Consider the following 16,764-nt stretch of genomic DNA (forward strand, 5'->3'; position numbering starts at 1 on the left):
GGTATTTCCTGTATCATTATCTCCCCTATTTAGCCCCCGTAGATGTTGCCTTTAGAGTGTCTGGGACGCAGCAAAAGGCGCGACCGCCCCAGAGGGTGCTCAGCATCAGACCCTCTGGGTTGCCTTGTAGCCTGACATCTATTATATTCATTGCACTTTTCACGCACGCGATTCGAATAATTTTCCTTAAGGCCTCCCTTGAGATCACTCATGACTATCAATCTTAGATGGGAGTTGTATATGTTTTTACTCTTTCCGAGTATAATAGCCCCCTTTTGCTGTCCTTATGCGATCTTATCTATATGGACCTTACCTTGAGCCGAAATCAAGGCTCTTGAGTGTCTAAGCGCCCAGCAACTTATAACCAATCCAACAGGGAGAGAGGCAGGATGTCTTGCAGCTATCTCGATGTGGAGGTCGAGGGCCGTCGGTCCTTCACCCAGTCCCATGACCCCTATTCCTAACTGGTTGACTTTTTCGAGGAGCTCATATTCTATTGCTGAAACATCGGGGTTCTCATTTCTCGATTTGAAAGGCTTCAGCAAAGCTTTTTTCGCTAGGGTCATGCAGAGGTCCTCTCCTCCCCCGATTCCTACACCGACAAAGTAGGGAGGGCAGGCTAGGGACCCTGCTTCTGCAAGGGCTTCTATAACGAACTGCTTGATCCCTCTCCATCCCTGACTAGGCTTGAGCATTCTATAAGCGGCTACATTGGTGCTTCCTCCGCCTTTAGGCATCACAATGATCTCTAAGTCTTCTCCAGGTACGAGGTCGATATAGATGATGGGCACGTGCCCATTGAGCCCGACGTTATCCCCTGTGTTTCCTTTGAATATGTCTACAGCGTTAGGTCGGAGGGGGACTATCTCCGTTGATCTACGAGTCGCTTTTATCAGCATCTCTTTTACCTTAGACCTGATGGGGAATCCATCCCCCACATTGATTAGAAAAGCTATTATGCCCGTGTCTTGACACATCGGCTTGGATCTATCCTGGGCCAGAGTGATATTATCAAGGATGTTCATTATCTGGGCCCTTCCCACAGACCCAACCAAATCCTCCAGACCTTCCTTAATAGCCCTGATGTACTCAACTGGGAATTCGGTAGCCGCAATTCTTAGCAGCTCGACAGTAGTATCCTCAACGATCTTTTCTAGAGCTAAACTCATTCCTTCATCTCAGCTAAAATCTTTTTCATTCTTTTAGTTACTTTGGCATTGATCTCTTTAGTCACGTTCCTCCCGTGGCTATCAATTGTTACTATCATTGGACCAAAATTATCAACGTCGTAGACCCATAAGCACTCTGGCATACCTAACTCGTCGAGCCAGAAAACATCCCTCACTTTCTTGATCCCTCTAACTGCTAAAAGGGCTGCTCCTCCAGTGAAAGCGCCGTACACACATCCATGCTCTTGACATGCCTTAGATGTTCGATCTCCCATGCCTCCTTTCCCTATGATGATAGCAGGGCGAAACGCTTCGATGAAATTGTCTTGGAAGATCTCCATTCTAGCAGATGTAGTGGGGCCTGCCGCGATAACGGTCCATTCCCCCGCTACCTTCTTCATTATGGGGCCGCAATGGAAAATGCCGATCCCTTCGAAATTGACAGGCAATCTTTCTCCTTTTTCGTTGAGCTCTAGAGACTTAAGATGTGCCTCGTCCCTTGCCGTGATGATTGTTCCCGTTACATAAATGAGATCTCCTATTCTGAGCTTCCTGATCTCGTCCTCTCTCACCGGCGTCTTGAGGTGATACTCCATCTCTTGAACACTTTTCAATACTCGGATTAAATTAATTAAAAGTTCTAATAGGAGACCCTAGGCATTTTTGTGTTATAGTAATAATTAAAATATTGCAGCAATTTACCTCTTAGGTATATGCCAGGCAAGTTGGAGCACTAAATCACGCGCGATGTTAACTGCATCATCATGACTCAGCTAAGCTATATTTATACTTATAGGAAATTGAAGCGAATCTTCCAGATATTCCGCAAGATAGTTGAGGTTGAGAGCCTCCGATAAAATGAGGTCCGGAAAAACCTGAAAGAAGGTCTCGTTTCGAGCGCCAGTTCATAGTTCTTTTATATACATTTATCTTTGATCTGGAGGGATACTAAAATGGAAGTCACAAAGGAAGATCTCATTACAAAAGCCTCCAAGTGGAGTAAGATCGCCCCGCCCTACCATGCATTCTACAGGGGAAAGGTTGAGGTTATGCCGAAGTGTGCTATCCGGAGCCTCCAAGACTTTTCTATCTGGTACACCCCGGGGGTCGCTCAGTCATGTAGGGATATTGAGAAAGATTTAGGGCAGGCCTTCGAGCAGACAAGCAAATGGAACTACGTTGGAGTGGTTTCTGACGGGACACGGGTACTCGGACTCGGAGATATTGGGGCTCATGCAGGGATGCCTGTCATGGAGGGCAAGGCCCTCATCTTCAAATATCTTGGGGGAGTTGATGCTTTTCCCATCTGTCTCGCCACAAAGGACCCACAGGAGATCATCCAGGCCGTTAAGTGGCTGGAACCCACCTTCGGCGGGATAAACCTTGAGGACTTTTCAAAGCCTAAGTGTTTCGACATTCTGGATACTCTCAGGAACGAGATGCCCATCCCTGTTTGGCATGACGACCAGCAGGGAACCGCCGCCGTCGTCCTGGCAGGGGTAATCAATGCCTTGAAAGTCGTTGGAAAAAAGATGAGCAATGCCAAGTTTACCATCGTCGGCAGTGGAGCTGCTAATACTAGGTCCTTCTATATCCTAGAGTCCGCAGGAGTCAACCCTAAAAATGTAATCATTGTGGATAGCCGAGGAACGCTCCACCATAACAGAGGAGATCTCAAAGGTACGTATAAATGGCCCATGACGCTCAAAACGAACCCTGACGGGATCGAGGGAGATAAAACGGAAGCAATGAAGGGAAGTGATATCGTCATAGCCGCTTCTAGGCCTGGTCCAGGAGTCATCAAGCCTAATGAAGTAGCATTGATGGCCGACGACGCTATCGTTTTTGCCTGTGCTAACCCTATTCCAGAGATCTGGCCTTGGGAGGCTAAGGAATCAGGTGCTAAAGTCGTTGCAACGGGGCGTAGCGACTTCCCTAACCAAGTGAATAACAGCCTCGTTTTTCCCGCAATATTTAGAGGTGCTCTTGACGTTAGGGCAAAAACCATCTCAGACGAGATGTGCATTGCTTCAGCTATTGAGCTAGCCAAATATGCCGAGGACAAAGGGATCAATGAAGAGTATATCCTCCCTACTATGAGTGAGTGGGAAATCTACCCCCGCCAGGCAGTAGAGACAGGTCTTACAGCCATCAAACAGGGACTTGCAAAGAGAAAGTTAAGCAGGCAGGAACTCTATGAGCACGCTGATTATATTATTGGGAGAACCCATAAGATCGTTGAGCTCCTCATGAAACAGGGATTCATCGAGGCTCCTCCCCCTGAGCCCGTGTGAGCATGAATTTAAACACTAATATTTTTATCCTCCCCCTGTGGCATCTATTCGAATAAAGATGCCATCATATTGTACTGACTGCGGTGGTGAACTTATCTGGGACCGGAAGCAGAGGATGCACAGTTGCAAGAGCTGCGGTACAATGTTCACAGAATCTGAGTTTTCTGAAGCTATGGATAAGCGCTTTGAGAGGCCTGAAGATGACGAAGACAAAAGACGCAAACGCCACAGTGATTATCTTGATTGGTGGACAAGCAGCAAAAAAAAGTAGGATTTACCGTAAATTAAAAATCTGATCAACCCTGTATATTCTCTTTGTTCTAGAAAATATGGAAAGTTACCTCGAACGCTTAATAATCTGGATGAGAACTAGTTAATATATTACAGGTGTACAATATTTGGTTTTCCCCGTAGAAAGTGAAGATAGAGCGCTCCGTAACATCCTTATGATCTGTCAGGATCACGCTAGACTTGTCGTTGAAATCTATCGCCGGGTCCTCGTGATGATAGATGGCCTAGTGAAACATAAGTATGGAGGCATAAAAGAGAGCGTTGATGGGGTTCAGAAGATACGATCTGAGGCAATAACTATTAAACTGGCCATCATAAAGGAGCTCCGCTCCTCAAGGACTCTCTTGTTTAACCGAGAGGATTTTTATCGCCTAGTTGTCAAACAGTCCGAGGTTATTGATCACGCAGAGTCAGTGGGGGTTCGCATTGGGGCAATAGGGGAGAATAACTGGAAGATCCCTTCCCAGATCGGTGTTAATCTCTTAGACCTAGCTGACGCCGCCTTCGATGCTCTTATCAAGCTCAGGGAAAGTCTCATTAGCCTTGGGTTCAACTCTGAGCGTTCCCTCATTCTAACCAGCGAATTAGACGAACTAGAACGAAAGGTAGATGTGCTCTATAGAATCCTTGATCTCTCGATTATAACCAGTCAGGAAGAACTACCCCTTATATTTACTCTCCGAGACGTTTCTATGAAGCTCGAAGAGATGATCGATGCTGCTGTCGAGGAGGCCGACCTCATCAGAATCCTCGCCCTCTGAAATGAATATCAAAAATAACCTACTCGCCAGCGTAGAGGCCCTCATGGATGGTCGCTTGGTGGTATGGTCTCCACAAGAGAGCCGGAGTCTTTACGCCCACAATTTTTATGGTAAACCATTGGGTATACCTAAACCTAAGGGAGACTTTAATGCACCTCTTATTCTTGATCCAATAGAAGGAATCTATCTCCTTGAAAGGATGATGATCTGCGTATATCGAGGAGATAGGGAAAACGAAGTAGGTTTAGATGAACTCATAAAGTCCGCATCTGGGATGCTTGATGGATTTAAAGAGAGATATCAGGTTTACAAAGTTTTGAGAGATAAGGGGTTCATTGTCACCCCTGGGATCAAGTACGGATGTGATTTTGCGGTGTACGAGAAGGGCCCAGGAATTGATCATGCTCCGTACATGATCAAGGTAAAGCGAGAAGAGGAATGTCTTACAGCAGCCGAGATTGTAGAGGCAGGCAGGCTTGCAACCAGTGTCCGGAAAACGTTTATTATCGCTATGGTAGATGCTAGAGTAGTAAGATTTCTGAGCTTTAAATGGTGGCGACCTTGATGGAATCGAGTATATGCTCTGAAATCTTTTGAAAAATCTTTTTCGTGGATATCTGAAAAGTTCTATAAACGAGGAAGGCAATCAGAATTAAATGGGGTTAGAGATGTTAGATCGCTTCGAAGGAAGGATTAACGAACTCGATTCGGTTGTCCGGGGGTTAGCCATTGATATAACAACAGGAACTGTGGTTGATCGAATCCCCCAAAAAAAATTATGGAAAAAGACTGGAGGAAGGATCAAGGTCGTCAGGGAGCTCGTTAAAGAACTCTGGGAATACCTCTCAATCCTAAAGCCCGAAAAAGTCCCTTCGATCCAGCGAAGAGTAACAAGTATTTTCGAGCGTCTTGATCTTTTCAAGGAATCTCTCCTCCAAAATGGCAGCGAGGAAGGGAGCGCAAAGGCATCAATCAACGAACTGAGGAAAGCTCTTGAAGAGATTGCAGAGTTCACTTCCCTCTGCAGATCTATTCTAGATGATCCCTCTGAGATAATCCAGACTATCTTGGAGCTGAGAGCGAACCAACAGACTAACCGGCCTCCTATAACTCCCACAAAGATGATTCGTCTAGGAAATCTGGTGAAAAACGCTCGGGATTCCAATGGAGAGATAGCTGACCTCGTGACTCTACTCCATGGGAAGCTAACTGAGGTCAAGGAGGAATACGACGAACTCTATTTTAGCCTCAGTAGAAACAAGGAAGGCTAAAAATAAAACATTCTTGTTTAGTCAATCCTTGAGTTAAACCTTGGAGAGCTATTTTTAGAGACGCATAGTATTCAACTTAATTCACTTTTTCCATTTAGCGTTTTTTTTCTCATTAGAAAGCCATCTCTTGATATTTTTTATATCGGTCTCTGTCTCCTTTGTTATATTGTTTCTCATCTTTTTCATCTCACGTTGCTTATATTTTGAATAGTTTTCAAGGCTCACGAAATCCTTTGCCTTCTTTTTAAAGGACATGTGTTTCAGATTCTTGAGCTTATCATTCGGGGATTTAAGTATCCAGGTGGAAAGATCTTTGTACATCGCCTCATTGATTCTGATCATATAACTGAGGAGGGGCAGTATCTCATTTCGCACTTTGCTTAACGATGAATGGGTCTTAACAGATAGTCGCTTCGTGACGCTAATCATCCGCCTCCTAGATTGGTATGTTCTAATAAAACGCCACTTAGCTTGTGGTTCCCGATAATATGGTAGCATCCAAATGTTCTTGCTGTAAATCCAGCTGGCGCCCAGTTCACGAAAGTTAGTGTTAAGTTTTGTCCATATTTCCTTACCTAGCCAGCGGTTTGGCTTGAGCATGATCCCCTCAGGGACGTTAGTCGTTTTTATAATACTTGGATTTAAACCAGCACCCATAATTGCAACATCAAGTTGATCTTTGTATCCCTCACCTTTGCTGTTTTTTCTTGCAAATGTGATGCCTCCAGTCATGAGGTCAAAAAAGTACTTGAGTAGTCTATAATCAGTTTTCCTGGCTCGTTTCTGGTAAATGTCCGCGCGTGACAAAGCTTGCAGTGCCGTTAATCGCTCATATGGGTTATCCAAAACGATTGGTACATTTTCATAAATCCATTCATAAAGATCATCGTATTTGATCATGCTCTGATTTATCGTTCTTCGTGCTTTGCGAAAGTCAAATGATGTAAATATCTTATTGAGAATGTTTGGAGTGTAGTCCTGTCTGTCACGGTGCCCCATAACATCCAAGTCCTCTTTAGTGATAGTCTTCTTTCCGCTTGCTATTGCTTCAAGGTCGTTTGTAGCGGATCGGAGATCTCCTTTACTATTCATGGCTATTTCCATGAGGACCTCTGGATGCACCCGTATACCTTGATCCTCTGAAATATATTCAAGTTTTAATACTATTTGAGCAGAGCTGACGGGTTTAAATTCTATGCTCTTCGCCTTCTTGAGTATGGACCTAAACCGGACCTGCATATTTTCCTCAATAGTATTCGCTATTAGGATCATCGGACTTGTAGTCTGTTCAATGATCTTGGAGACCGCAGAGACTCCGCCCCTGTCTTGCTGACCACTGAGCCCATCCATCTCATCCAAAATGACCATCCTCTTCTGCCCAAAAAGCGTCACATTCTGTTTTACTGCCTTTCCGAGGGTCTCTGTTATGCTTCCTTTGTTTCTGGTGTCACTCGCGTTGATCTCCACTAACCTAAAGTCGTGCTCCATAGCCAAAACTTGGGCGACGGACGTCTTTCCTATACCAGGTGGACCATAAATAAAGGCGGCTCTTTTCTTTGGAGTCTTTCTCAGCCAGCTTCGTATCCATTTCTCTAGTTCATTAACTGCCTTCTCGTTACCTACAAAGTCCTCCCTCTTTTTGGGTCTATATAATCTAGTCCAGGGCTTTGGGGTGGTCACCTTGACTCGTCCCTGACGAGTGAGAGGTGTGCCAGGAGGGTTGATAGCTGGATCTCAGGTCTGGATCCTTGGGTCAACCGGAAATCTACCTCACCGATAATGTCACTTAATCTTACCTTCATTTGTTCAGTTAGAGATTTATGCCTCATCACTTCGCGATATGTTATTCGAATAATGTCTTCAGGAGCCAACCCCTGATTGATGAGGATCTCTCTCAACGCTTCACGACTCTCTAAGAACTTTCCGTCCATTGCAAGCTGAATCATGGTCTGCACACGGTCTGGTCTTAGTCTTCCAAGGAGGCTGTACACAGAGATATCATCTACGAGTTCTCCGTTAGCTGAAACAGCCTGAAGCATGTTTATGGCTTTCCTGAGGTCGCCTTCACTAGCTTGAAATATTGCTGCTAACCCTTCATCTACAACTTGCAGGCTTTCTTTTTCGGCGATAAACATGAGGCGGTCTCTAATATCCGATTCGTCTAGTGGTCCATATCTGAAAACGCTACACCTGCTTTGTATGGGGTCTATAATATTTTCGCTGTAGTTCCCTATGAGGCAGAATCGGGCAGTTTTCGTGTATACTTCCATAGTTCGCCGGAGGGCATGTTGTGCGTCTCCGGTGAGATGATCCGCTTCGTCCATGATGATTATTTTGAAGCTGACAGGGCTCACCATGGCGGCGGTCCTTGCGTAATTCTTGACCTTGTCCCTAATTATGTTTATTCCTCTCTCGTCGCTCGCATTGAGCTCTAAGACATAGTTCTTGTAACCCGGACCATAGAGGTCCCGTGCGAGAGCAAGAATGCTCGTGGTCTTCCCTACCCCCGCCGGTCCGACCAAGAGTAGATGAGGGATATTTTTCTCAGAAACAAAGGTTTTGAGCCTGTTTACAATATCCCGTTGGTTCACTATTTCGTACAGTGTCTGGGGCCTATACTTTTCTGCCCACATGCCGCCACTCATGATAAAGCTCCCATCTAAAAAGGGAGCCCTAATGTATAAATCGTTTTTTTGTGAAAAGTATCCTTCCGACCTCAAATCTAAAGGCGTATCCCCTTTTCTGAATAGTGATTTCTTCCTAATTGAACTGGCTCACTAATTCCTTAGAGTTTGCTCTTTACTATCTTTTTGACCGTATCTGCTCGAGTAAAAGTTGCAATTGTCTTGATTTCCCCAATATTAACTGAGCCTTAGATGGTTTACTGGGTTACTCTCGTGCAAATGATGCCTTTCCTAGTCCTTTCAACTATTTCTTATGAGTCTAACCGCTGAGCTTTCAGGCCAAAAAGTAGATGCTCTCCATCTTGGCTTTTTCTCTAGTGCTTTCAATATTAGCTTGACAATCCTCTCCGGGACCCTCTCTCTAAGATTCATATTTTTCCCAAGAATCTTGAAGACTAATTCTCTGAATATTAACCTGTAGTTAAGATTTAACGCTCTTTAAAAAAATATATTGATTTTCAGATCGAAATATAATGGTAAATAGCTGTCACACGGAAGCGTTTTTATCGACTTATATAGGATTTTGTCCACTTTAACTTCCGGGGATCACGCCCAAGCTTTAAAGTGTTCCTTTTGCACTTACTCGAACAGAATCTTAGGACTCTGCCATCTCTCCGTACAAAGTTGATACCTGTCCCTGGAGCAATGTCGTAGCCGCAAAATGAGCATTTATAAACCTGGGGCATTTTGTCCACCTATCTAATCTTCCGGGCTTCCCGCTCCGTGTCCCTGAGGAGTAATATATCATCTATCCTCACGGGGCCTTTTACATTCCGAGTGATGATGCGCCCCTTATCCCTACCTTCCTCCACCCTAACTCTAACCTGCATAACCTCTCCAGTAAGACCTGTGCGACCTAGTATCTGGATCACCGTAGCGGGGAATAGGGCGTCGGTTTGGCGAGACATCCCTACTTAACTATCTCCTTAAGATTTTTGAGGATCTCATCCAAAAGTTCGCTGCCTTCCCCCGGGTCCTCGATAGCAGCCGCAGCAGAGCCGACCAATAATCCTGCGGACAGACCTAGTCTTTGCTTCTCAGGAACATATATGTAAGGCGCTTTTCGCTCCTCACATAGCATTGGGATGTGGGCAACTATTTCGGGGGGCTCGACATTTTCGGCTAAAATTACTAATCGTGCCCTTCCTCTCTCAATTGACTTTGTAGCCTCATTTGTTCCCTTTCGAATTTTTCCTGATTCTAAAGCGATTTTTAGCATCTCATATGATGCTTCAGCTACTTCTTTTGGTACTTCGAACCTTACGTAGAAAGGCTTCGAAGGATCTACATCCGTTGTAGACATGTCATTTCCTTCCAGTATTGATACGTCTTTACTAGACCTCTATTCTTAAACATTGTTATTGGTGAAGTTTTTTCACCTAAAATGAATGTCATACTTTTCTCCTCCAGTAAACCGTGGATGCTCCAGTAGGACGTTATTTTCAAACATTGTTTTCTTGGCAACATATATGGGAGGCGGATTTACCTTGTGACTCTTAGAATATATAGGTGTACAAGGAAAAGGGAGAACCCATCTAAATTTAGAGATTAACCGGGTATTTTGTGATAATTCTCCTCGCCATATAACGCGATAATTTGCGCATGTCTGGGGATTCTATTTAATCACTCGTGCAAAACATATCGCCATAAGAAATAATGTTTTCCTGCAATGGAGACGCCATACCTATGAAATGGCTCTCCACAACATATGTACATTTAGTTGTGACATTCAATAACGGAGTTCTTCACAATCCGAGGTTATCTGAGTTTTTGTTAATCAGGAAGAAAAATGGCATGATTTTCATCATTCTTCCTTTTTTAAACTAATATCTCAACTCTGATATTTTGGTAACTCTATTTGACCAAGATCAAAAAAACTCCCTATGTTTGCGCGCGCCTATCGAGTTCATGATTAAATTCGCGCGACTCAAAGATATAACCGTAATTCAAGAAAAAGATTCCTCTTTTGCTTATCCCGCGCGTTAAAGTATCGTCAGTTCTTATCTATGCGCATAATACGCGACAAACGGAGACTTGCTGTCTACCCGGACGAAGCCGTACCTCTCGAATTGAATCATCGAATCCACCTCAAGATTGCTACAACCTGTCTCAGCTAACCCTTGTGCAGTTGATGCGTCGGGCATCACGACCTGTGCTTTTATTCCAACTCCTAATGGGAGCCAGTGCACAAATGGAAAATCAAATTTCCTAGCCTCTTGGTGACTCTTGGAGTGAAAGCGTGCTTGGATCTTGTCAGAGCCAAAATGTGTGGTCTCGATGTTGAAAAGCCCCATTAAACGGGCGAATACGTCGCTCCGCATCATTTTCGCGTCTTTATTAGAGATTATAAATATGGATTCACCTTTTTCTGGCTTTACCAAGTAATCTCGGCTTCCCCATTCTGGATGATCAGGGTGGCTAGGAAGCCTCACTTTATGCTCATCTGGTATGCCTGTTACTTTGAGGTTAACGGGATCTCTAACGAAAGTAAACCTTCGCGCTCTTGGATCAACAAGCTTTCGATTTACTGATGCGAGGTGGTCCCAGCTCAAGGTTGAGTTAATGGGTTTTGGGCCGATCTGGATCATTACTTCCCTGATAGCCTCGGGCTGTAGTCCCCTTCTTTTAAGGGACCTCAGAGTTCCAACGCGAGGGTCGTCCCATCCCGTAAAGCTTCCGTCCTCTATGCCGCTCCTTATCTTAGATTTGCTGAGGACGCCAACCTCTAGTCCCAAGCGACCTATGTTAATGATTTCTGGAAACTCCCAGCCAAGATGATCTGATAGATATCGCTGTCTAGTGGTGTTGACCTCGTGCTCTTTTCCCCTGATGATATGGGAAACTTTCATCTCGTGGTCGTCAATGGCGCAACTGAAATTGTACAAAGGCCAAACCCTAAACTTATTTCCTTGTCGTGGGTGGGCACTCTCAGCAATCCTGAGGGCAGGCCAGTCCCTGACCGCAGGATTTGGGTGTTCCAGATCGGTCTTAATGCGAACTACGGCGTCTCCTTTTGCATATGTCCCGTCCTTCATCTTCATCCAACGCTTGAGGTTTACTTCGATCGAGTTTGATCTGCAGGGACAAGCTTTTTTTGCCATATAAATCTCCTTGAACGCTGAGGAGGTACAAGTGCAGATATATGCAGAACACCTCTCAAGGAGCCTGACAGCATACTTGTAATAGATATTAATTCTGTCAGATTGCACATACTTTTCATCAACCTTGACCCCTAGCCATTCGAGATCCATCTCTATCCATTTATAAATCTCATTTAGAGGGGTTTTCACATCGGGGCTTGTATCCTCAAATCTCAAGATGAACTTTCCTTTGTACCTCTTCGCGTATTCGTCACAGAATATGATTGGTTCAGCGCTACCTAGGTGAAGAGCTCCGTCTGGGTTTGGTGCAAATCGCGTCCTAACAATCTCGAATCTCTTGACGTTCTGGAGAGGCGGTAAGGTTTTAACCTTCTCAATATTTTTTTTTCTCTCAAGAAGCTCCGGCCATTTCTCCTTTAGAACCGTGACCTGTTTTTCCCGGGACCACGAGTTCACCTCAGATACTATTCGGCTTACGATGTCGTTAACCTCCTTAGCTTTTCCCCGTCTCTCTATAAACCCTGCCATAATTCTTCCAACCACGGGCCCGGATTGGGCTTTTCCCTCGTGGGTCACAGCATTATGAACGGCGTGTCTTAACGCCACTTTTTTGATCTCCTCGCCGCTCATGTTCTAAATACTCCTTAGTGAGATGTCCAATTGTTTAATCAATGATTCATTTATGCTTAGTGGATTAACTTATGCGCGTAGGGGATATTATACAGTATTTCTTAGAGCAAACCGGCCCTTTGGCCCCTAAACGTTTTAGATTGGACGACTCATGTGAGAATCAAAGGTAATCTAGATGAGAGTATACATCAAGCCGGATTTGGAGGGCATTACTGGTGTTGTCTTAGAGCCCCTACAGACCAGCAGGACTGAGCAGTACTACCAGGAAGCCCGGAGGCTCATGACTGCTGACGTTAATGCAGTATCAAAGGGGGCAGTGAGGGCGGGAGCCAATGAGGTTTACGTGGAGGCCGGCCACGCGAGCTGGGGTCACAACATGATCTTCGATGAGTTTATCGATGAGGTCAGGTACATGGATGGTCGTTCTGCAAGCAGACCCATATCAGTGATGGCGGAGGTCTACGAAAGGAGCGACGCATTCTTCATCGTGGGACAGCACCCAATGAGAGGAGTCCGCAGAGGGGTTATAGAGCACACATTTTTGCCACCAATCAACGAGCTCAGGGTCAACGGCCGCCCCATGGGGGAGATGGGAATGAAGGCAGCAGTGGCGGGCTACTATAATGTGCCTATTGCATTTGTAAGTGGTTGCGATCAAGCGGTGGCCGAGGCCCAAGAACTTTTCGGGGACATAGAGGCAGTCTCTGTAAAAAAGGGGCTTGGAAGGCAGTCGGCGATCCTACTCCCCTCTAGAATTACCCTGCCTATGCTAGAGGAAGGGGCATTCCGAGCTGTGGAGCGACTCAGTGAGTTCAAACCCTTCAAGGTAATCGAGCCAACTAAAATAGAAGTGGAGTTCCAACATACTGGAATGGCTGACGCCGCAGAGATGACTCCTTATGTCAAGAGGGCTGACGGGCTTTCCCTTGTCTTCGAGGGGCCCTTTCTGGAGGCGTTAAGAGCACTCCGATCCATGATCCGTCACGCTGTAAGCCAGAGACGTTGAAATGGGTTACGCAGCTCACCTGATATAAGGTTCCGCTTTTACTCTTTTATATCCTAATCGACATCTCCGTCAGGAGCGCGCTTACAACCCTTTAATTATCCTTCTTTTCAAGGCTTTTATGTTTTTCAAAGTCTCTTTAAATTACCTTGTTTCATGGTTTTTTCTATAGAAGCAGTTTTTTCAAAAGACAGCAGAGCTGTTAGAAAGAGATAAACCCCACTCCTCGAATTTCTAACTGAAATGACCCTCAAAAAAATACACCTTGACATACTCCAGCTGTTATTGGACAATACACTCCAAGACCCCTATGACACAGGGAATGTCTCTCGAAAAATATTGTTTAAATCTGTGAACTATAAGCCGAGACAGATTAAGAAGGCATGCACTGAACTCGAGACTAGGGGACTAGTCCAACTCCACACTGGGTTCTACAAAAATGAATGGATGTCCATTTCCTTAACCGACCAGGGAATAACCATTATAGAACTCGATGAAGATGGGGTCTAAACTCAAAAATCCTTTTTGTGTAGGGCGACCAATAGACCGTTAGCCCCGCCAACATTATTGCTTTCGAGTCCCCAATATTATAATTATACTTATGACTTTTTCCCACAGTCTAGGACCAGAAACAATGGGGCTGTAGGTCCCAACATTAAGGAAATCAGAATCAGCTTTCTCAATAATTGAAATCCCAGTGAGTGGTTTAACTGCTCCAAAGAATCGTTCACGTGTGAAACATGAGAAAATAGGACATCAAAACCAAATGGGGAAAAAGAGGCGGGTAACTTTTCTCAGCAGACTAATGACTACGATCTTGTAAGAGCCATAGGTTTGGGCTCGGTGATGGGGTCTTAATCCTATGAGGATGATTCCCCCCCTTGCCGTTCCTCGCTACAACCATTGCCGCCTTCCTCATGAGCTTCCTCTCTTTAACATACCACCCGCTCTCTAAGACGTTCCGCTCAGGATAATTCGTTATGACCGCGTACCTTTCGTTTTTCCACTACGGGAGTATCTCAAAGACTTTACTATTCCTAAAAAAGGCGAGAGCATTATTAGGCATGTCACGTGCTGTTGAATGGAATGCGTTGATGGGTGCTCGGAGGATGAAGCAGGCCAATAGAACTCCTCATGGATCTTGGGTTAATTCGATAAAACCCATAAGGTGTGGTTATTTCTCTAAAAAAATGGTGAATAAGAAGAGTTTGTAGGTACTTTGGCTGAGCCTGCCGAGCCAATACCCAACTCAGATCATCCTTGTCCAAATTCTAGCTGTGGATTTATTAATAATAATGGATTGCCTTATGAAATAGAGAATGGATGTTATATGCTAGATAAAGAGTGTGACATCAGCCTCTCCGGCCATGTCGATGAATGTAGTGGCTCCTATAATATCATTGCACTCAGGGATAAGGTCATCCTTGGTGATCCCTGAAAGTTCCATCGTGGGGGAGCAAGCGTGGAATTTTACCCCGGCTTGTTTGGCCATCTTTATGAGATGATCTATGCTGGGCATACCAGTCTCCTTCATCTTTTTCTTCATCATGTAGGTTGCCATCGTAGTCATTCCAGGGATGACGCTCAGGATGTTGGGTATTCCCATCGATGGGTTCCCTAGAGGGGATATTTTCAGGCTCTTAGCATTCGTGACGATATCCATACCCCAGAACGTGAAGTATAGGTGGACCTCCCAGTCTAAGGCTGCAGCTGATGTCGCCATCATAAACGGTGGAAAGGCCATGTCCAGTGTCCCTTTGGAGCATACGATGAGGAGCTTTTTTTTCTCTTCTGACTGGGAGATGAACCCTATTTCCCGCCCTTGATCCGTGCTAGTATCTATCATATTTTACACATCACCATTCAAAGGAGTGGTGAACTATTAACGGCGTTAACTAATTTAAGGGTTTTGAAACCGGATTTGGAGGTTTTCAAGATTATTTTTCCTTGACTACTGTGAGGAATAATAGTTAAATGACCCTCATTAATTAGATGAATTCACACTGACAAATCTCGACTAATTGGAAACAACCAAGGAAACATGCGTGCGCGAGTGCAGTCCGGGACTTGTTAACATTTAAATAGCCATAATGAGGTAACAACTCGAAACATTACTGATAGGAGACAGGAGAACTCAGATTTGTTCATGCCGCGAGCCTACGACCGCGCAATAACCATATTTTCACCCGAAGGGCGCCTCTACCAAGTAGAATATGCCTTGGAATTAGTAAACCAGGGCGCACCTATAGTAGGTGTATCCTCTCCCGAAGGCGTGGCTCTAGCAGCTAACGAGACACCGGAGAGCAGGCTAGAAGATCCACGATTCTTCATGAAGATCTTCCAGCTCGATGATCACGTGGGAACAGCCGTAGCAGGCCTGATCTCTGATGCAAGAGTCCTCATCGAACAGTCTAGGGTATACTGCCAAAATAATCGGCTATTATATGATGAGCCGGTGGATCTTGAGAGCCTCGCCAAGAGGATCGGGGACCAAGCTCAGGTTTACACACAGCACGCAGGCGTGCGTCCTTACGGAGTTAGCATGATCCTCGCTGGGATAGATACAACTGGGAGCCGGGTCTTCATGGTTAACCCTAGCGGATCATATCGGGGGTACAAGGCGGTTGCAGTCGGACGTAAAAACAAAGTGGGCAACAAGCTGCTGGAGGACGAATATAATCCAGAGTTCACTCTTGACGAGGCTATATCCCTCTCAGTTCAAGCTGTAAAGGCGGCCTCAGATGAGAACGTTACAGCAAAGATCGTGAAGGTCGCCGTCATCCCTGCTGATACCAAAATCTTCAGAAAGCTCTCCGAGTCAGATGTGGAAAGATACCTCACGTAGAAGGCTCGAGTGATGAGCGTTAAATATACCATGGTCAGGTACACCCACCAAGGGTCGAAATTTGAGATTCTAGTGGACCCTGCCAAAGGATTGGCCTACAAGAATGGGGAAAGGGCCGACCTTGCTAACGTTCTAATGATCGACACAATCTTCACGGATGCAAATAAAGGTACCAAACCTTCGGAGTCTAAACTCAAGGCTGTTTTTGGGACAGAAGACCCTATAGCGATAGCTGAGCTCATATTCGAGAAAGGGGTTTTCCAGCTCACTTCTCAGCAGAGAAAGAATATGACCGATCAGACTCTCCGGCAGATAATCACCCTAATCTCCAAGAATTATGTCAACCCTGCCACGAAACTCCCCCATCCACCCCTTCGGGTTGAGAACGCTCTTGGAGAGATCAAATTAAGTATCGACCCCTTCAAGGATGCCGAGGAGCAGCTGAAGGAAATTGTTAATGCTCTTCGTCCTATCCTCCCAATGAGCATGGAGAGTGTTGAAATCGCAATAAAGATCCCCGCAGAGTACTCTTCCAAATCTTATGGGATAGTGAAGGAACTCGCTGATATAACGAGGGACGAATGGACCGATGATGGTTCATGGGTAGCGGTGGTTGCTATTTCGGCAGCTATGCAGGGAGAACTACTTGACAGACTTGGAAAGGCTACGCAGGGAAACCTCCAAACCAATTTAATGAAATGATAGTTGATTTAAA

At 45.2% G+C, this 16,764-nt stretch carries 19 protein-coding genes; 9 read left to right on the top strand and 10 right to left on the bottom strand.

Annotated features, from left to right (window positions below):
• Positions 1-25 precede the first annotated feature (25 nt).
• From QGG23_02000 to QGG23_02010, 3 genes are all read right to left on the bottom strand, one after another.
• On the bottom strand, positions 26-151 hold the full coding sequence (locus QGG23_02000; GenBank protein ID MDP6048210.1) for a hypothetical protein: 126 nt from the start codon (positions 149-151) through the stop codon (positions 26-28).
• Positions 152-284: 133 nt separating this feature from the next.
• Positions 285-1,169 carry a fumarate hydratase gene (locus QGG23_02005; GenBank protein ID MDP6048211.1) on the bottom strand — a complete coding sequence of 295 codons (885 nt, stop codon included), beginning with the start codon at positions 1,167-1,169 and terminating at the stop codon, positions 285-287.
• Positions 1,166-1,783, bottom strand: a complete 618-nt coding sequence (locus tag QGG23_02010) for a FumA C-terminus/TtdB family hydratase beta subunit (protein ID MDP6048212.1) — start codon at positions 1,781-1,783, stop codon at positions 1,166-1,168. The genes QGG23_02005 and QGG23_02010 overlap by 4 nt, the downstream gene beginning before the upstream one ends.
• Before the next feature lie 339 nt (positions 1,784-2,122).
• Here QGG23_02010 and QGG23_02015 point away from each other — a divergent pair, with 339 nt between their 5' ends.
• The 5 genes from QGG23_02015 (at position 2,123) to QGG23_02035 (ending at position 5,786) form a co-directional block, all read left to right on the top strand.
• A complete protein-coding gene (locus tag QGG23_02015) occupies positions 2,123-3,463 on the top strand; it encodes an NADP-dependent malic enzyme (GenBank protein MDP6048213.1) in 1,341 nt (446 codons plus the stop codon).
• Between the two features lie 37 nt (positions 3,464-3,500).
• Positions 3,501-3,734: a hypothetical protein gene (locus tag QGG23_02020; GenBank protein MDP6048214.1), complete on the top strand. Its 234-nt coding sequence runs from the start codon at positions 3,501-3,503 to the stop codon at positions 3,732-3,734.
• Between the two features lie 127 nt (positions 3,735-3,861).
• Positions 3,862-4,515, top strand: coding sequence for a DUF47 family protein (locus QGG23_02025; GenBank protein MDP6048215.1), 654 nt, complete (start codon positions 3,862-3,864; stop codon positions 4,513-4,515).
• Between the two features lie 43 nt (positions 4,516-4,558).
• Positions 4,559-5,080 carry a tRNA-intron lyase gene (gene endA, locus QGG23_02030; protein MDP6048216.1) on the top strand — a complete coding sequence of 174 codons (522 nt, stop codon included), beginning with the start codon at positions 4,559-4,561 and terminating at the stop codon, positions 5,078-5,080.
• Between the two features lie 103 nt (positions 5,081-5,183).
• Positions 5,184-5,786, top strand: a complete 603-nt coding sequence (locus QGG23_02035; GenBank protein ID MDP6048217.1) for a hypothetical protein — start codon at positions 5,184-5,186, stop codon at positions 5,784-5,786.
• A gap of 81 nt (positions 5,787-5,867) precedes the next feature.
• On the opposite strand, the gene QGG23_02040 is transcribed toward QGG23_02035, so the two are convergent.
• The 6 genes from QGG23_02040 to QGG23_02065 form a co-directional block, all read right to left on the bottom strand.
• On the bottom strand, positions 5,868-7,466 hold the full coding sequence (locus QGG23_02040; protein MDP6048218.1) for a replication factor C large subunit: 1,599 nt from the start codon (positions 7,464-7,466) through the stop codon (positions 5,868-5,870).
• The gene (locus QGG23_02045; protein MDP6048219.1) at positions 7,463-8,431 is read right to left on the bottom strand and encodes a replication factor C small subunit; all 969 of its coding nucleotides are present in this window, start codon (positions 8,429-8,431) and stop codon (positions 7,463-7,465) included. Before QGG23_02045 ends, QGG23_02040 begins: the two co-directional genes overlap by 4 nt.
• Positions 8,432-8,973: 542 nt before the next feature.
• On the bottom strand, positions 8,974-9,156 hold the full coding sequence (locus tag QGG23_02050) for a 50S ribosomal protein L24e (protein ID MDP6048220.1): 183 nt from the start codon (positions 9,154-9,156) through the stop codon (positions 8,974-8,976).
• 9 nt (positions 9,157-9,165) lie between these two features.
• The gene (locus QGG23_02055; GenBank protein ID MDP6048221.1) at positions 9,166-9,378 is read right to left on the bottom strand and encodes a 30S ribosomal protein S28e; all 213 of its coding nucleotides are present in this window, start codon (positions 9,376-9,378) and stop codon (positions 9,166-9,168) included.
• 2 nt (positions 9,379-9,380) lie between these two features.
• The gene (rpl7ae, locus tag QGG23_02060) at positions 9,381-9,773 is read right to left on the bottom strand and encodes a 50S ribosomal protein L7Ae (protein ID MDP6048222.1); all 393 of its coding nucleotides are present in this window, start codon (positions 9,771-9,773) and stop codon (positions 9,381-9,383) included.
• A gap of 697 nt (positions 9,774-10,470) precedes the next feature.
• Positions 10,471-12,201 carry a glutamate--tRNA ligase gene (locus QGG23_02065; GenBank protein MDP6048223.1) on the bottom strand — a complete coding sequence of 577 codons (1,731 nt, stop codon included), beginning with the start codon at positions 12,199-12,201 and terminating at the stop codon, positions 10,471-10,473.
• A 175-nt stretch (positions 12,202-12,376) separates the two neighbouring features.
• Here QGG23_02065 and QGG23_02070 point away from each other — a divergent pair, with 175 nt between their 5' ends.
• Positions 12,377-13,207, top strand: a complete 831-nt coding sequence (locus QGG23_02070) for a M55 family metallopeptidase (protein ID MDP6048224.1) — start codon at positions 12,377-12,379, stop codon at positions 13,205-13,207.
• A gap of 240 nt (positions 13,208-13,447) precedes the next feature.
• Positions 13,448-13,714, top strand: coding sequence for a hypothetical protein (locus QGG23_02075; GenBank protein ID MDP6048225.1), 267 nt, complete (start codon positions 13,448-13,450; stop codon positions 13,712-13,714).
• An 823-nt stretch (positions 13,715-14,537) separates the two neighbouring features.
• Here QGG23_02075 and QGG23_02080 read toward each other — a convergent pair.
• Positions 14,538-15,050: a DsrE/DsrF/DrsH-like family protein gene (locus QGG23_02080; GenBank protein ID MDP6048226.1), complete on the bottom strand. Its 513-nt coding sequence runs from the start codon at positions 15,048-15,050 to the stop codon at positions 14,538-14,540.
• 300 nt (positions 15,051-15,350) lie between these two features.
• On the opposite strand from QGG23_02080, the gene QGG23_02085 reads away from it, so the two are divergent.
• A complete protein-coding gene (locus QGG23_02085; protein ID MDP6048227.1) occupies positions 15,351-16,049 on the top strand; it encodes an archaeal proteasome endopeptidase complex subunit alpha in 699 nt (232 codons plus the stop codon).
• 12 nt (positions 16,050-16,061) lie between these two features.
• Positions 16,062-16,751 (top strand): ribosome assembly factor SBDS, encoded by a 690-nt coding sequence (locus QGG23_02090; protein MDP6048228.1) that lies wholly within the window; start codon positions 16,062-16,064, stop codon positions 16,749-16,751.
• Positions 16,752-16,764: the final 13 nt, after the last annotated feature.

The sequence above is a fragment of the Candidatus Bathyarchaeota archaeon genome, assembly GCA_030739585.1.
Classification (GTDB): domain Archaea; phylum Thermoproteota; class Bathyarchaeia; order TCS64; family TCS64.

Coding starts and splice junctions, on each gene's coding strand:
- QGG23_02000 (MDP6048210.1), bottom strand. CDS start 151: ATGAATATAATAGATGTCAGGCTACAAGGCAACCCAGAGGGTCTGATG.
- QGG23_02005 (MDP6048211.1), bottom strand. CDS start 1,169: ATGAGTTTAGCTCTAGAAAAGATCGTTGAGGATACTACTGTCGAGCTG.
- QGG23_02015 (MDP6048213.1), top strand. CDS start 2,123: ATGGAAGTCACAAAGGAAGATCTCATTACAAAAGCCTCCAAGTGGAGT.
- endA (MDP6048216.1), top strand. CDS start 4,559: ATGGATGGTCGCTTGGTGGTATGGTCTCCACAAGAGAGCCGGAGTCTT.
- QGG23_02035 (MDP6048217.1), top strand. CDS start 5,184: ATGTTAGATCGCTTCGAAGGAAGGATTAACGAACTCGATTCGGTTGTC.
- QGG23_02045 (MDP6048219.1), bottom strand. CDS start 8,431: ATGAGTGGCGGCATGTGGGCAGAAAAGTATAGGCCCCAGACACTGTAC.
- QGG23_02050 (MDP6048220.1), bottom strand. CDS start 9,156: ATGCCCCAGGTTTATAAATGCTCATTTTGCGGCTACGACATTGCTCCA.
- QGG23_02055 (MDP6048221.1), bottom strand. CDS start 9,378: ATGTCTCGCCAAACCGACGCCCTATTCCCCGCTACGGTGATCCAGATA.
- rpl7ae (MDP6048222.1), bottom strand. CDS start 9,773: ATGTCTACAACGGATGTAGATCCTTCGAAGCCTTTCTACGTAAGGTTC.
- QGG23_02065 (MDP6048223.1), bottom strand. CDS start 12,201: ATGAGCGGCGAGGAGATCAAAAAAGTGGCGTTAAGACACGCCGTTCAT.
- QGG23_02070 (MDP6048224.1), top strand. CDS start 12,377: ATGAGAGTATACATCAAGCCGGATTTGGAGGGCATTACTGGTGTTGTC.
- QGG23_02075 (MDP6048225.1), top strand. CDS start 13,448: ATGACCCTCAAAAAAATACACCTTGACATACTCCAGCTGTTATTGGAC.
- QGG23_02080 (MDP6048226.1), bottom strand. CDS start 15,050: ATGATAGATACTAGCACGGATCAAGGGCGGGAAATAGGGTTCATCTCC.
- QGG23_02085 (MDP6048227.1), top strand. CDS start 15,351: ATGCCGCGAGCCTACGACCGCGCAATAACCATATTTTCACCCGAAGGG.
- QGG23_02090 (MDP6048228.1), top strand. CDS start 16,062: ATGAGCGTTAAATATACCATGGTCAGGTACACCCACCAAGGGTCGAAA.